The organism is Polaromonas sp. P1_G1 (assembly GCF_056405595.1).
In genome coordinates, this window is record NZ_JBFUBU010000007.1 from 1 (window position 1) to 14,759 (window position 14,759).

Genomic DNA, 14,759 nt, shown 5'->3' on the forward strand with positions numbered 1-14,759 from the left:
TAGCGAGACCCCGCCTGAACCGAGCACCGCAGGTTGCCCGCAGCGAAGCGAAGGGACGCAGCAACCAGGGTCGCCTTTTCTTTTGCTTACTTTTCTTTTGGCGAAGCAAAAGAAAAGTGAGTAGCCGCCGGGCTACCCCCGGCCAACCATCCTCAGCAAAGAGCGCAAGGCCGGAGCAAGAACCGGCCTGCCTATAATTGCCCCGTGCCCCACCACCCAGCCCCCCGCCAACCCCTCCCAGTATGGGAACGCCTAGCCACCTGGCTAGCCTTCCTGGCCGTGTTGTCGGCGCTGTGGGCACCGGTGTCCATGCTGGCCCAGGACGTGCAGACCGGCAAGCTGGGCGGTATCTGCAGCATCAACACCGCTTCATCCAGCGCCAGCGGTGATGCCGCCGACGGCGATGCGGGTTCCACGGGCCTGCGCTGCGATCTCTGCGCTTCGCCTGGCTTGGTGCTGCCGCCTTTGCCGGTGGCCGCCGCTCCGTGTTTTTCCGGCGACTTCGTTGCCGTGGCGGATGTCCCGGCAAGCGCCGGTGCCGCCGTCCCCGGGCTGCCCTTCAGCCGCGGGCCTCCACTCATCTGATCTGAACCGCCTCGCCTGAGGCATTCCCGCGCGCGGCCTTGCTGCTGCGCGTCCGTTCATTTCAGAGTGTGAGTTTTCATGAACCTTTCCCGCACACCGTGCGCGCTTGCCTGGCGCGGCGCTACTGCGCTGGCCTTCCCCTTGGCGGCTTTCGCGCAGGCGCCATCGGCCGACGCGCCGGCAAAATCCCTGGGCGTGGTCACCGTCAACAGCGGCCAGCCGACCTCCTTGCCCACGCAGATTCCGACCACCATTGAAGGCATCACGCGCGAGCAGATCGCGCAGACCATCAACGCCACCGACAGCGAGGACGCGCTCAAGTACTTCCCCAGCCTGCTGGTGCGCAAGCGCTACATCGGCGATTACAACCACGCCATCCTGTCCAGCCGTGCCTCGGGCACCGGCAACAGCGCCCGCTCAGCGGTTTACGCCGACGGCATCCTGCTGTCCAACTACCTGGGCAACGGGATCGCCAACGGCACCAACTACGCGCCGCGCTGGGGCCTGGTGACGCCCGAGGAAATCGAGCGGGTCGACGTGCTCTACGGCCCGTTCTCGGCGGCCTACCCGGGCAACTCGGTGGGCGCGGTGGTGGATTACGTCACGCGCATGCCCACAAAGTTCGAGGCGCACGCCAAGCTCAGCGGTTTCACGCAGGACTTCAAGCTCTATGGCACCAACAGCAGCTTCAGCGGCAGCCAGGCCAGTGCCTCGCTGGGCAACCGCAGCGGTGACTGGTCGTGGTTCATCAATGCCAACCGCACGGAAAGCGCGGGCCAGCCGCTGACCTTCGCCACGCGCACGCTGAGCGCGGCGGCTCCCGCGGCCGGCGCTACGGTGGTGAGCGGCGCGGTGCCCGGGCTCAACACGCGCAACGTGCCCTGGCTGCTGCTGGGCGGCGCCACGCAGTACGAGACGCGGCAGGAACACCTCAAGCTCAAGGTGGCCTATGATTTTTCGTCTACGGTGCGTGCCAGCTACACGCTGGGCTACTGGAAGAACACGGCGGAAAACCGCTCGCAGAGCTACCTGCGCAACGCAGCGGGCGCGCCGGTGTACAGCGGTAACGTCAGCATTGATGGTCGCGGCTACACCCTGGCCGCCAGCGATTTCGGCGTGAGCAACGAGGTGCTGACCCACGTGATGCACGGCCTTTCGGTCAAGTCCAACACGCAGGGGGTGTGGGACTGGGAGGTGGCGGGCAGCCTGTATGACTACCAGAAGGACCAGATCCGCGCTGCCACCACTGCACAGCCGGGCTCGCTGAGCGGCGGCGCCGGCACCCTGCAAGACCAGGATGGCACCGGATGGAACACGCTGGCCTTCAAAGGCATCTGGCGGCCCGAAGGCATCAAGGGCGCTCACATTGTTGACTTTGGCTTTCAGCAAGACAGCTACAAACTGCGCATCCTTAAATCCAACGCCGCCAACTGGCTAACTAGCGCAGCGGGCACCGTCGTCAACGATGTGGGAGGCAAGACGCGCCTGCGCAGTCTGTATGCCCAAGACGCCTGGGCCTTTGCGCCTCAATGGAAAACCGTGCTGGGCGCACGCCTGGAAAACTGGACGGCCTCCAGCGGCTTTACCAGCTTTGGTGCGAGCAACGCCGCCAACACCGGTTATGCGGCGCGTACCGAAAATGCCGTCTCGCCCAAGGCGGCGCTGTCCTACCAGTGGTCGGCCGACACCGTGCTGAAAGCTTCTACGGGGCGCGCGGTACGGTTCCCGACGGTGGGCGAGCTGTACGGCGCGACGGCGACTGTCAACTCGCAGTACATCAACGACCCGACCCTGCGGCCCGAGAAATCCTGGACCACCGAGCTGACGGCGGAAAAAGACCTGGGCAATGCTCTACTGCGCCTAACCTTTTTCACCGAAAACACGCGCGACGCGCTGTATTCGCAAACCACCTTCGACCCCATCGCCAACAGCAACATCAGCCGCGTGCAGAACGTCGGCCGCATCAAGACCCAGGGCGTGGAACTGGCCTTCAGCGGCAACGACGTGCTCAAAAAAGGGCTGGACCTGAGCGGCAGCGTGACTTACGCTGATTCACGCATCAAGGACAACAGCGGCTTTGTGGCGGTGGCCGGCGATACGCTGGGCAAATACCAGCCGCGCGTGCCGGTGTGGCGCGCGACGGCACTGGCCAGCTACCGCTTCGACGCGGCCTGGACGGCCACGGTGGGCGCGCGCTACAGCGGAAAGCAGTATTCAAGCCTGGACAACAGCGACGTGAACGGTTTTGCCTACCAGGGCACTAGCAAATACTTCACCACCGATGTGCGCGTGCGCTACCAGGTGAACAAGCAATGGAGTGCCGCGGTCGGCATCGACAACCTCAACAACTACCAGTACTGGAATTTCCACCCTTACCCGCAGCGTACGTTCATGGCTGAGCTGAACTTCAGCCTTTGATCTTGCTGCTTTATTTTTTTGCCTTTACTTTTATCTTTACCAAGGATGAACCATGAAACACCCGAACGCTATTAAAACCATAGCCGCAAGCACACTGCCTTATTGGGCTGGTGCACTACTTATTGCTATGTCGCTGCCCGCCGCCGCCCACGTCACGCTGGAATACCAGGTGGCCAATGCCGGCAGTTATTACAAGGGGACCTTCAAGGTCGGGCACGGTTGCGGCAACTCGCCCGTCAAGCAGATCGTGGTCACCATTCCCGAGGGTGTGCAGGGCGCCAAGCCCATGCCCAAAGCCGGCTGGACGCTGGAAGTCACGCGTGAAAAACTGGCCCAGCCGCGGCAGGACCATGGAAAGGCCATTGCCGAGGAAGTGTCCCGCATCAGCTGGACAGCCAGGACCCCGGCCGACTACCTGCAGAACGACTGGTACGACGAGTTTGTGCTGCAGGCCAAGCTGCCCGCCAAGGCCGGCATGCTGTACTGGCCGGTCATGCAGGTCTGTGAAGAAGGCAAGGTCGACTGGGCGGAGGTGCCCAAGCCGGGCCAGAAACCGTCGGAGCTGAAAAACCCCGCCGCCGCGCTGGAGCTGATGCCCGCGGGCGGTGGCGGTGAGCACAATCACTGAGCGCGCCAGGGCTGCCTTCTTCTTTTAAATCCAGTTCACCGTTTGAAGGAACACTTTGACATGACATCCGCAAAATTTTCAAAAACCGCACTCGCGTTTTCGTTGCTGCTGGGCGGCATGGCCGCCCTGGCGCAGACCGCCGCCGTCCAGGTCGAAGGCGCCTGGGCGCGCGCCACCGTGCAGGGGCAAAAGAGCACGGGTGCTTTCATGAGCCTCACCGCCAAAGACGCGACCCGGCTGGTCGGCGTGGCGTCGCCGGTCGCGGGCGTGGCCGAAGTGCATGAAATGAAGATGGAAGGCGACGTCATGAAAATGCGCGGCCTGCCGTCGCTGGACTTGCCCGCCGGCAAAAAGGTGGAGCTCAAGCAGGGCGGCGGCTACCACATCATGCTGATGGACCTGAAAGCGCCGCTGGCCAAGGACAGCACGGTTCCCGTGACCCTGTTGTTCAAGGACGCCAAGGGCGTGGAAAGCCGGCTGGAACTGAAGTTGCCGGTGGCCACCGCGGCGCCGGGCGCMACCGGCGCCGCGGCTGAGCACAAGCACTAGGGGCTGCCACCTCTAACCGCGCTTGCCCGGGCCGAGCCGCCGGTACACCGTGGCCCGGCTCACGCCCAATGCCTTGGCGGCCTGCAGCACATTGCCGCGCGCGTCGCTGACGGCCTTGCGGATCAGCGCGGTTTCCAGCTCCTTGAGCGGCCGGGCTGAGTCGCCGGAAAGCGGCAATTGCAGCGAGGCGGGCGCGGCTTCCCGGCCCGCCAGCACCGGCAGCGCGTGCAGGCGCAGGCCGGTCCACAGCGGCGCCTCCAGCACGCCGCCTTGCGCGGGGCTGCGGCGCTGCGCCGCGTCAAACAGCATTTCAAAGGGCATGGCAAACAGCTCACTGCAGTGCGGCATGCCGTCAGCCGTGGCGCCCAGGCGCGAGACCATTTGCCGCGCCGCCGGGTTGGCGCCGGTGACACAGCCGTCGGCGTCCACGCAGACCAGGCCGTCGGTGTCGTCGCCCAGCACCCGGCCCGGCCAGTTGAGCCGGATCAGCAGGGCATGGGGCCGGCCCAGCGTGAGCGCGTTCTCGATGCTGCGCGCGGACTGGGTGACCAGGTGCTTGAGTTCGGGCCGCTCGGCCGCTTCGATGCCGGTCAGGTCCAGCATGCCGGCGCAATGCCCGTCGGGGCCGAACAGCGGCGCGCCGGCGCAGCTGTAGACCGAGGTTGCGTCGAAGAAGTGCTCGCCGCGATGCAGCCAGACCGGCTGCAGTTCAGTCAGCGCCGCGCCTATGGCGGTGGTGCCCATGCGGGCTTCCGACAGGTCGGTGCCTATGCGCGTGATGAGGTCGGCGCGGCTGTCGCCGCGGTCTATTGGGCCGTTGACGTCGACCACCACGCCGGCCTGGTTGGTCAGGATGGCGAAGTAACGGGTGTCGGCAATCGCGCGCCCCAGGCGCTCCAGCGCGGGCCTGGCGGCCTGCACCAGCTGGTGGTTGGCATCCTGGTGGCGCCGCGTTTCGGCGGCCGGCAGGATGTCGAAGGAGGGGGCTCGCTCAGGGCGCTGGCCGTTGGCGAGGCAACGCAGCCAGGAGCGCTCTATCCAGCTTTCCAGTGCCGGCGCGGTATCGGCGGCCCCGGCTTCGCCATACAGCACCGACTGCCGGGCATGCCCTATGCGCGCCAGCCGGTCCTGGCTGCCCATTGCGGGGGCGGGATGAAGGGAGGTCATGGAAGCCATGGCCGATTGTGGCCAATTCCGGCGGCCTGCGGTAGCCAGGGGCATTGCTTGAGTGCGCCGCTGTGGCAAAGGCCGGGGTTCACGGAGAGATTCAGCGGGCGTTGGCGGCGATCAGGAACATCGCCGACTTCAGGCCCGCCACCGTCATCAGCAGCGAACCCAGCACGTGCGCCGTGGCCGTGAGGGCCGCCAGGCCGTAGCGCGCGTCCATCAGGAAGATCACCACCTCGGCCGAAAACGAGGAAAAGGTGGTCAGCCCGCCCAGGAAGCCGGTCACCAGCGCCAGGCGCCAGACCGGGTCCAGGTGCGGCATGGCCTGGAAGGCCGCGATGCAGACACCTATCAGGTAGCCGCCTATCAGGTTGGCCGCCAGCGTGCCCCAGGGAATGATGCCGCCGGGCGTGAGCCAGAGGCTGAGGCTCCAGCGGGCCAGCGCACCCAGCGAGGCGCCTATCGAGATGGCAAGGACAGTCAGCATGGCGTGTGTGGTAGGTGAAGGAGGTGGGCTGGCTTTGGCGGGACAATGCAGCCATGACTTTAACCGCTGCATCCCCCTCCGGCGAGACCGGCTTCCTGGGGGTGGTCATGCTCGACACCCGTTTCCCCAGGCCGCCCGGCGACGTGGGCCATCCCGAGGCCTTTGGCGTGCCGGTGCGCCAGCGCGTGGTGCGGGGCGCCTGGCCCGGCACGATTGTGCAGACGGCCGAGGGCTTGCGCGCCGCGGGCATGGCACCGGCCTTTGTCCAGGCGGTGCAGGCGCTGCAGGCCGAGGGCGCGCGCGCCATCACCACGAGCTGCGGCTTCCTGGTGCTGCTGCAGGCCGAACTGCAGGCCGCCGCCCGGGTGCCCGTGATCACGTCCAGCCTGCTGCAACTGCCGGGATTGCTGGCGCGCCAGCCCAGGGTCGGTGTGCTGACCATCAGCGCGGCCGCATTGGGTCCCGACCATTTGCTTGCGGCCGGCGTGCCGTCAGACCGCCTGGGTGATGTGGTGGTTCAGGGCGTGGAGCCCACCGGGGAGTTTGCGACGGCCATCCTTGGCAACCGTGACAGCCTGGACACTGAAAAAGCCTGCGGGGATGTGGTGGATGCCGCGCTCGCGCTCAAGCAGCGCGAGCCTTCGCTGCAGGCTGTGGTGCTGGAATGCACCAACCTGCCGCCTTACCGGCAGGCGATTGAGGCAGCCACGGGCCTGAAGACCTGGGCATTGACGGATGACGAAAGGCTGGTTTCCTGGCGTCGTGACTGAGCCACAAGACCTGGCGAGGGCGGCTTCCAGAAATTCGATTGCCGGGATGCAGGGCAAGGCGCCCGGAGCGCAGGAACCGGAATGCACTTGCGGTGCATGAGGATTCCGAGCACCGCGCAACGCCGCCATGCGCCCGGGAATCGGATTTATGAAGCCGCCCTACTTGTCTTTGCCCATTACGAGGTCGGGCAGGCTTGTGACAATTTGCGGAAACACCGTGATCAGCACAATGCACACCACCAGGCAGCCGAAGAAAGGAATCGCGGCACGGGCAATCGTGTTGCTGTCCTTGCCGGTCATGTTCTGCAGCACAAAAAGGTTAAAGCCCACGGGCGGCGTGACCTCGGCGATCTCGACCAGCAGGATGATGAAGATGCCGAACCAGATCAGGTCGAAGCCGGCTTTCTGGATCATGGGCAGCACCACGGCGCTGGTCAGCACGATCATGGAGATGCCGTCCAGTGCGGTGCCCAGGATCAGGTAGACGATGGTCAGCACGCCTATCAGCGCGAAGGGCGAGAGGTTCATGCTGTTGACCCACTCGGCCAGCTCTCGCGGAATTCCGGTGAAGGCCATGGTCTTGGTCAGGAAGGCGGCGCCCGCCAGGATGAACATGATCATGCAGCTGGTGCGTGTCGTGCCCATCAGGCCGTCCTTGAAGTTCTGCCAGGTCAGCGAGCGGCTCCACAGCGCCAGGCCCAGCGAGCCCGCCACGCCGTAGGCCGCGCATTCGGTGGCCGTGGCGTAGCCGCTGATCAGCACCCAGCAGATGAACACGATCAGCGCGGCGCAGGGCAGCAGGTTGCCCGACTGTTTGATCTTCTGCATGAAGGTGGAGGGCGGGTCGGCCGCGGGCACCTTGTCGGGGTGGCGCAGGCTCCACCAGATGATGTAGCCCGAGAACAGCGCCATCAGCAGGAAGCCGGGGAAAAAGCCGGCCAGGAAGATGCGGATGATGGAGGCGTCGGCCGCGACGGCATAGACCACCATGGTGATGGACGGCGGAATCAGGATGCCCAGTGTGCCGGCGGTGGCCAGCGAGCCGAGGGCGATTTTTTCGTCATAGCCGCGCTTGATCAGCTCGGGCAGCGCGACCTTGGAAATCGTGGCGCAGGTGGCCGCCGAAGAACCCGAAACCGAACCGAAAATGCCGCAACCCAGGATGGTGGTGTGCATGAGGCGGCCGGGGATGCGGTTGAGCCAGGGGCGCAGGCCTTCGAACATCTCCTCGCTGAGCTTGGTGCGGAACAGGATCTCGCCCATCCAGATGAAGAGGGGCAGGGCGGCCAGCTCCCAGCTCGCATTGCTTTCCCAGAAGGCGCTGAAAAGGTTCTTGCCCGGTTGTGTGGTCGTGAAAAAGGCCTGCCCGACCCAGCCGCAAATGGCCAGCGTCATCGCAATCCACACGCCACCCGAAAGCAGCAGCATCATGAGCAGCAGCAAAATGCCGCCCACCATCAGGATATCCATGTTGTTGTCTTTTTAGTCTGGAAAATAAAAGGGAAATGATTGAATGCTGGCTGAGGCTCAGACTTCGGATGAGAAGTCGCCTCTCGCATGGCGCTCGGCCACTTCGCGTACAAAGGTCGGCACGCCGCCGCGTATCACGATGATGAATTCGTCGACCACGGCAACCAGCAGCAGGATGGAGCCCAGCGCAAAACTCAGCTGCGGAATCCACATCGGCATGGGCAGCAGGCCTTGCGAGATGTCGTTGAACTCCCAGCTTTCATAGGTGAACAGGCAGGCCGACCAGGCCAGGTAGGCCACCGCCACGCTGCCGATGAACAGCGAGGCCAGTTCCAGCACGCGGCGGGTTTTGGCGTTCACAGAATCGAGCAGCAGGGTCACGCGCACAAAGTCGCCGTGCTTGAAGGCATGGGCCATGGCGAAAAATGCGGCGGCCGCGCAGAACCAGGCCACAACGTCGTTGACGGCGCCGGTGTTGACGCGAAATTCGCGCAAGATGCTTTGCGCGATCATCAGCACGGCGATGAGGGCGATGAAGGCGGCGCCCAGCGCGCCGCCTGCCAGGTAGAGTTTGTCGAGGAACTTGCGCATGGCCTGCCTTGTTGTATGCCTTATTTCTTCGCGGCCTTGAGCTTGTTGAAGTTGGCGATGATGGCCTCGCCGTCAGGGCCGGCTTTCTTGACCCAGTCGGCCTGCATGATGGTGCCGACCTGTTTCATGTCGCTGACCAGTTTGGCCGGGGGAACCACGATCTTCATGCCTTTTTCGGCCAGGGCTTTTTTGTACCAGTCGTTCTTTTCTTCGCTGAGCTTCCAGCCGCGCACTTCGGCGTCGGCGGCGGCCTTGGTGACCGCTGCCTGGGTGGCGGGATCCAGAGCGTCAAAGGCCTTCTTGTTCACGATGACGGCATTCTTGGGCAGCCAGGCCTGGGTGTCGTACCAGTACTTGAGGCTTTCGTAGGTCTTGGAGTCGTAGCCGGTGGAGCCCGAACTCATGTAACTTTCCACCACGCCCGTGGCCAGGGCTTGCGAGAGTTCGGCCGCCTGGATGGTGACGGGCTGCGCGCCTATCAGTTCGGCGATCTTGGCGGTGGCGGGGCTGTAGGCGCGCCATTTGATGCCGCGCAGGTCGGCCACCGAGGCCAGTTCTTTCTTGGTGTAAATGCCTTGCGGCGGCCAGGCCACGGTGTAGAGCAGCTTCATGCCCTGCGTGCCCAGCAGCTTGTCGAGCACGGGTTTTTGCGCTTCATAGAGTTTTTTGGAGTCGGCGTAGGAGGTGGCCAGGAAGGGGATGCCGTCCACGCCGTAAATCGGGTTCTCGTTTTCAAAGTTGACCAGCAGCACTTCGCCGATCTGCGCCTGGCCGCCTTGCACCGCGCGCTTGATCTCGTTGGCCTTGAACAGCGAGGCGTTGGCATGCACCGTGATCTTGAGCTTGCCGCCGCTGGCCTTGTCGACGTCGGCCGCGAACTGCGTGAGCGTTTCAGTGTGGAAATTGCTGGCCGGGTAGGCGGCGGGAAGGTCCCACTTGGTCTGGGCAAAAGCGTTGGCGCCGAAGGCGAGGGCGGCGGCCGTCAGGGTGATTCTGAATTTCATGAAAGGCTCCAGGGCAGGAAATTGATAAGTCGTAATAGGATAGACGCAAATCCCGCGCCAGTTCACCGGGCATACCCCGAAAACCGGCCCCTACCCGTTTCGCGACCCTGAGGCCCCGCCATGAACCTGCGCTTTGTCGAAGCTTTTTACTGGGTGGCCTCGCTCAAAAGCATCTCGCGCGCCGCCGACAAGCTCTACCTCACCCAGTCGGCGATGTCCAGCCGCATCGCCACGCTCGAAGACGAATTGGGCGTCCTGCTGCTGGACCGGGCAGGAAAGCAGTTCAAGCTCACGGTGGCGGGCGCGCGCTTCCTGGTCTATGCGCAGAAGCTGCTGGAGCTGCAGCGCGAGGTCAAGCAAGAGATGGGCTCGGGCGCGCCCATGGCGGTGTCCATGCGCATAGGGGCGATCGAGTCGGTGCTGCACTCCTGGCTGATTCCCTGGCTCGAAAAACTGCGGGTCGACCATCCGGGACTGGAGCTGGAGCTCACGGTGGAAACCACGCCCATCCTGATGGACCAGGTACAGCGCGGCACGCTGGACCTGGTGTTCGCGGTGTTGCCGGCCTCGGCCGACGGCGTGCGCAACCAGGCCCTGCCGCCCATGGACATGGCGTTTGTGGGCAATCCGGCACTGCACAAAAAAAGAAATTACCGGCTCGACGAACTCGCGGAGATGGAGTTGCTGACCTTCCAGAAGGGCTCGCAGCCGCACGTCACCCTGCTGGACCTCTTCAAGCAGAACCGCATGGAGCCCAAAAAGGTGCACGCGATTTCGTCGATCTCGGCCATGGTCCAGCTGGTGCAGGGCGGCTTCGGCGTGGCCTTGCTGCCGCGCGCGGCGGTGCAGCGGCTGACGGGCTTTGCCAGTCTCAAATTGCTGACCTGCGACAAGAAACTCAAGGCCTTGCCCATCCATGCCAGTTACCGCACGGACCCGACCTCGTCGACCGTGGAAACGGTGGTCAGGTCGGCCGTGGAGTTCGCGGGGGAAGGCGAGGGCGGCACCAAAACAGCCCGCAAACCGGCCGCCAAAGCTCTGAAAACCGCCAAAAAAGGTGCATCAGGGTAAATCCTGATCATCAAAAAAATCGATGACGTAAGCAAAATATTTCTTGTTTGATTTCGTCATTTGCAAATCGCACACTCCGTCACATGTCATCCAACTGTCATGTTTTTACGAGGAGTGCGAAATGAAGAAGTCATGGTGGGCCCGAGTGGCCGCGGTACTGGCCGGCGCGGGTTTTTGCCTGCTTGCGCATGCGCAGCAGGAGATCAAGATCGGCGTGCTGTATCCGCTGACCGGCCCCGGCGCCTCGGTGGGCGCCGAGCTGCGCAGCGCGCTGGAGCTCGCCGCCGACATCATCAACAACGGCGCACCCGGTGTGTCCGAGCTGCCGCTGTCCGTCGGCAAGGGACTGCCCAACCTGAAGGGCGCGAAGATCAAGCTGGTGTTCGCAGACCACCAGGCCAACCCGCAGACCGGCGCGACCGAAGCCGAACGGCTGATCACGCAGGAAAAAGTCGTGGCACTCGTGGGCGCCTACAACAGCGCCGTGACGGCCACGGCCAGCCAGATCGCCGAGCGCGCCGGCATTCCCTTCCTGAACCCGGAATCCTCGTCGGCTTCGCTSACGCAGCGCAACTTCAAGTGGTTCTTCCGCACCACGCCGCAYGACGACCTGTTTGTGCACAACGCCTTCGATTTCCTGAAAGAACTCGAAGCCAAAAAAGGCATCAAGGCGGGCGTGGTCGCCAGCCTCAATGAAAACGGCTTGTGGGGCACGGAAACCACCAAGCTGCAGACCAAACTGGCGCCCGAGTTCAAGCAGAACCTGGTCAAGCAGGTGATGTACCCGGCGAAGACCACGCAGCTGACCTCCGAAGTGCAGACGCTCAAGGCCGCCAACCCCAACCTGGTGCTGCAGTCCTCGTATACGGCCGATGCCATCCTGTCGATCAAGACCTACAAGGAGCTGGGTTTCTCGCCGGACATGATCCTGGCCAACAACGCGGGCTTCACCGACACCGACTTCATCAAGACGCTGGGCAAGGACGCCGACTACATCATCACGCGTGAAGTCTGGGCGCTGGACCTGGCCAACCGCAACCCACTGATCAAGCAGGTCAACGATCTCTTCAACAGCCGTTACAAGATCAACTTCACCGGTAATTCCTCGCGTACCTTCACCGGCCTGATGGTGATGGCGGATGCCATCAACCGCGCGGGCTCCACTGAGCCCGAGGCCATTCGCAAGGCGCTGGCCGCCACCGACATGCCCGGCAGCAAGCTCATCATGCCGTGGAAGGGCGTGAAGTTCGACGCGACCGGCCAGAACACCCTGGGCCAGGGCATCCTGGTGCAGATCGTGGGCGGCAAGTACAACACGGTCTGGCCTTTCGACATGGCATCCCGTGAAGTGACCTGGCCTATGCCCAAGTGGGACCAGCGCAAGTAAGCCGCGGACTTTGACTTAAAAGCCAAGAGACAACCATGACCACGGAAATATTGCTTCAGACGCTGGCCTCCGGCATCCTGATCGGGCTGATCTACGCGCTGGTGGCGATCGGCCTGACCATGATTTTCGGTGTCATGGACATCGTGAACTTCGCGCACGGGGAGTTTTTGATGCTGGGCATGTACTCGGCCTTCTGGCTGTTCGCCCTGTATGCGCTGGACCCCATGATCACGCTGCCGCTGACGGTCCTCATGCTGTTCGCCTTCGGCGTGCTGCTCTACAAGCTGGTGATCGTGCGCATCATCAACGCACCCATGCTGTCGCAGATCTTTACCACCTTCGGCATCATGATCCTGCTGCGCGGCGTGGCCCAGTTCCTCTGGAAGCCGGACTTCCGCTCCATCGAGAACTCGGCCGTCAGCGGCACCGTCAAGCTGCTGGGCATACAGCTGGGCAAGCCGCAACTGGTGGCCGGCGTGGGGGCCATCGTGGTCACCGGCCTGATCTACTTTTTCCTGAACAAGACCCGGCTGGGCGCGGCCCTGGAAGCCACCGCCTCCGACAAGGAAGCCGCGCGCCTCATGGGCATTGATTCGCACAAGATGTTCTCGCTGGCCTGGGGCATAGGCGCGGCCTGCGCCGGCGCGGCCGGGGTGCTGCTGTCGACCTTCTTCCCGATCTTTCCGGATGTCGGCGCCAATTTCATCCTGCTGGCCTTCGTGGTGGTCAACCTGGGCGGCTTCGGCAGCGTCTCGGGCGCTTTCTGGGCCGGCATCCTGGTCGGCGTGATCGAGGTCATGGGCGGCCTGCTGCTCGGGCCGCAGTACAAGACGGCCATCGTGCTGGTGCTGTTCCTCGGCGTGCTGATGTTCCGGCCGCAGGGCCTGATGGGCAAGGCGTGAGCGTTATGAAACACTCTATTTTTGCCTTGGCCGCCCTGGCGATTGCCCTGGCCGTCCCCGCCGTGACGGACGCCTCGCACCTCAACATGGCCATCCTGGTGCTGATGGCGGCGCAACTGGGCGTCGCCTGGAACATGGTGGGCGGCTACGCCGGCCAGGTGTCGCTGGGCCATGCGGCTTTTTACGGCCTGGGCGCTTATGCCTCGACCTTGCTGCTGGTGAAGTTCGGCGTGAACCCCTGGATAGGCGTGCTGGCCGGCGGCTTTATCGCCGCACTGCTGAGCCTGGGTTTCGGTTGGTCCTGCTTCCGGCTCAAGGGCCACTACTTCGCGATGGCGACCATCGCGGTGGCCGAGCTGGTGCAGATATTCTTCACCGAGTGGGAGTACGGCGGCGCCGCGGTGGGCCTGTATGTGCCCATGGACCGGCAAGGCTGGCTGTGGATGAACTTCGCCACCAAGCTGCCGTATTACTGGCTGGCGCTGGGCCTGTTGGCCCTCACGCTGGCCGCCAACTGGTGGATAGAGCGCAGCTACCTGGGCTACTACTTCCGCGCCATCAAGGACGAGCCCGATGCGGCGCGCAGCATAGGCGTCAACATCGCGCGCTACAAGCAGGTGGCGTTGTCGGTCAGCGCCTTCTTCACCGCGGTGGGCGGCAGCCTGTACGCGCAGAAGGAGCTGTACATCGACCCGAACTCGGTGCTGTCGACGGCTCTTTCGATCAAGATGGCGCTGGTGTCCATTCTGGGCGGCGTCGGCACGCTGTTCGGGCCGGTGGTGGGCGCCGTGGTGCTGACCAGCATCGAGGAGTTCACGCGCATCGCTTTCGGCGGAACCGGGCGCGGCACCGACGTCATCATTTACGCGGGCCTGATCATCGTGATCGCGGTGTTCTACCCCACGGGCCTGATGGGCTGGCTGCGCAGCTTTCGCGAGCGCCGCGAGGCGCGCGCCCATGCCGGGCGCCAGATGGCCGCGCCGCAGGCCGCGGTGCAAACCCTGGGCAAGGAGGCCTCATGAAGCTGCTGGAAGTCAAACAGGTCAGCAAGCAGTTCGGCGGGCTGACGGCCAACCAGGACGTCAGCTTCAGCGTGGAGACCGGCCAGGTCGTCGGGTTGATAGGCCCCAACGGCGCGGGCAAGACCACGATGTTCAACTGCGTGGCGGGCTATTTCGCGCCGACCGCGGGCAGCATACTGCTGGGCGGGCGCAACATCGCCGGCCTGCCGCCCGAGGCCTGCGCCCGGGCCGGCGTGGCGCGCACCTTCCAGATCGCGCGCACTTTCTCCAGTATGACGGCCTGCGAGAACGTGATGACGGCGGCCATGCTACTGCAGCACAACGTGGCGAAAGCGCGCAAGGCCGCCATGGAGTGGCTGGCCTTCGCCGGGCTTGAACGCTTCGCCGACCGGCCCGCCGCCAGCATGACCATCAGCGAGCAGCGGCGCCTGGCCGTGGCGCGCGCGCTGGCCATACAGCCACGCATCCTGCTGATGGACGAAGTCATGGCGGGCCTCAATCCGTCGGAAGTCCGCGAAGCGGTCGACGTGGTGCTGAAGATCCGGGACAGGGGCATTTCCTGCCTGATCGTCGAGCACGTGCTGGAAGGCATCATGCCGATCGCCGACAAGATCGTGGTGCTGGACCGCGGCGTGAAGATTGCCGAAGGCACGCCGAAAGAGGTCTCCAGCGACCCCGTTGTCATTACCGCTTACCTTGGGGATTGAA

General features: G+C 64.2%; 15 protein-coding genes. 10 read left to right on the top strand and 5 right to left on the bottom strand.

Annotation, left to right across the window (positions count from 1 at the left end):
* Window positions 1-204 precede the first annotated feature (204 nt).
* The 4 genes from AC1D1Y_RS04215 to AC1D1Y_RS04230 all read left to right on the top strand — a co-directional run bounded on the left by AC1D1Y_RS04215 (window position 205) and on the right by AC1D1Y_RS04230 (window position 4,180).
* The gene (locus AC1D1Y_RS04215) at window positions 205-585 is read left to right on the top strand and encodes a DUF2946 family protein (protein WP_477681243.1); all 381 of its coding nucleotides are present in this window, start codon (window positions 205-207) and stop codon (window positions 583-585) included.
* Window positions 586-663: 78 nt separating this feature from the next.
* Entirely contained in the window at window positions 664-3,003 is a 2,340-nt protein-coding gene (locus tag AC1D1Y_RS04220; RefSeq protein ID WP_477681244.1) for a TonB-dependent receptor, read from the top strand.
* Window positions 3,004-3,055: 52 nt separating this feature from the next.
* On the top strand, window positions 3,056-3,631 hold the full coding sequence (locus AC1D1Y_RS04225; RefSeq protein WP_477681245.1) for a YcnI family copper-binding membrane protein: 576 nt from the start codon (window positions 3,056-3,058) through the stop codon (window positions 3,629-3,631).
* A 60-nt stretch (window positions 3,632-3,691) separates the two neighbouring features.
* Window positions 3,692-4,180, top strand: coding sequence for a copper chaperone PCu(A)C (locus AC1D1Y_RS04230; protein ID WP_477653563.1), 489 nt, complete (start codon window positions 3,692-3,694; stop codon window positions 4,178-4,180).
* Between the two features lie 12 nt (window positions 4,181-4,192).
* Here the strand turns inward: AC1D1Y_RS04230 and AC1D1Y_RS04235 are convergent, their stop codons facing one another.
* Both AC1D1Y_RS04235 and crcB read right to left on the bottom strand, forming a co-directional pair.
* A complete protein-coding gene (locus AC1D1Y_RS04235) occupies window positions 4,193-5,356 on the bottom strand; it encodes a helix-turn-helix domain-containing protein (protein ID WP_477681246.1) in 1,164 nt (387 codons plus the stop codon).
* Between the two features lie 91 nt (window positions 5,357-5,447).
* Window positions 5,448-5,834, bottom strand: coding sequence for a fluoride efflux transporter CrcB (gene crcB / locus AC1D1Y_RS04240; protein ID WP_477681247.1), 387 nt, complete (start codon window positions 5,832-5,834; stop codon window positions 5,448-5,450).
* Window positions 5,835-5,887: 53 nt separating this feature from the next.
* On the opposite strand from crcB, the gene AC1D1Y_RS04245 reads away from it, so the two are divergent.
* Window positions 5,888-6,604, top strand: coding sequence for an aspartate/glutamate racemase family protein (locus tag AC1D1Y_RS04245; protein ID WP_477681248.1), 717 nt, complete (start codon window positions 5,888-5,890; stop codon window positions 6,602-6,604).
* A 159-nt stretch (window positions 6,605-6,763) separates the two neighbouring features.
* Here the strand turns inward: AC1D1Y_RS04245 and AC1D1Y_RS04250 are convergent, their stop codons facing one another.
* Genes AC1D1Y_RS04250 through AC1D1Y_RS04260 form a run of 3 tightly spaced genes read right to left on the bottom strand, consistent with a single transcriptional unit; the run spans window position 6,764 to window position 9,669 of the window.
* Window positions 6,764-8,074 carry a TRAP transporter large permease gene (locus AC1D1Y_RS04250; RefSeq protein WP_477681249.1) on the bottom strand — a complete coding sequence of 437 codons (1,311 nt, stop codon included), beginning with the start codon at window positions 8,072-8,074 and terminating at the stop codon, window positions 6,764-6,766.
* 57 nt (window positions 8,075-8,131) lie between these two features.
* Complete coding sequence (locus tag AC1D1Y_RS04255; protein ID WP_477681250.1) at window positions 8,132-8,665, bottom strand: TRAP transporter small permease; 534 nt, start codon at window positions 8,663-8,665, stop codon at window positions 8,132-8,134.
* 20 nt (window positions 8,666-8,685) lie between these two features.
* Window positions 8,686-9,669 (bottom strand): TRAP transporter substrate-binding protein, encoded by a 984-nt coding sequence (locus AC1D1Y_RS04260; RefSeq protein ID WP_477681251.1) that lies wholly within the window; start codon window positions 9,667-9,669, stop codon window positions 8,686-8,688.
* 120 nt (window positions 9,670-9,789) lie between these two features.
* Here AC1D1Y_RS04260 and AC1D1Y_RS04265 point away from each other — a divergent pair, with 120 nt between their 5' ends.
* From AC1D1Y_RS04265 to AC1D1Y_RS04285, 5 genes are all read left to right on the top strand, one after another.
* Window positions 9,790-10,740, top strand: a complete 951-nt coding sequence (locus tag AC1D1Y_RS04265; protein WP_477681252.1) for a LysR family transcriptional regulator — start codon at window positions 9,790-9,792, stop codon at window positions 10,738-10,740.
* A 121-nt stretch (window positions 10,741-10,861) separates the two neighbouring features.
* Window positions 10,862-12,127, top strand: coding sequence for an ABC transporter substrate-binding protein (locus AC1D1Y_RS04270; protein WP_477681253.1), 1,266 nt, complete (start codon window positions 10,862-10,864; stop codon window positions 12,125-12,127).
* A 35-nt stretch (window positions 12,128-12,162) separates the two neighbouring features.
* A complete protein-coding gene (locus AC1D1Y_RS04275) occupies window positions 12,163-13,029 on the top strand; it encodes a branched-chain amino acid ABC transporter permease (protein WP_477653572.1) in 867 nt (288 codons plus the stop codon).
* Window positions 13,030-13,034: 5 nt separating this feature from the next.
* Window positions 13,035-14,051, top strand: coding sequence for a branched-chain amino acid ABC transporter permease (locus AC1D1Y_RS04280; RefSeq protein WP_477678326.1), 1,017 nt, complete (start codon window positions 13,035-13,037; stop codon window positions 14,049-14,051).
* Window positions 14,048-14,758 carry an ABC transporter ATP-binding protein gene (locus AC1D1Y_RS04285; protein ID WP_477653574.1) on the top strand — a complete coding sequence of 237 codons (711 nt, stop codon included), beginning with the start codon at window positions 14,048-14,050 and terminating at the stop codon, window positions 14,756-14,758. The genes AC1D1Y_RS04280 and AC1D1Y_RS04285 overlap by 4 nt, the downstream gene beginning before the upstream one ends.
* Window position 14,759 lies beyond the last annotated feature (1 nt).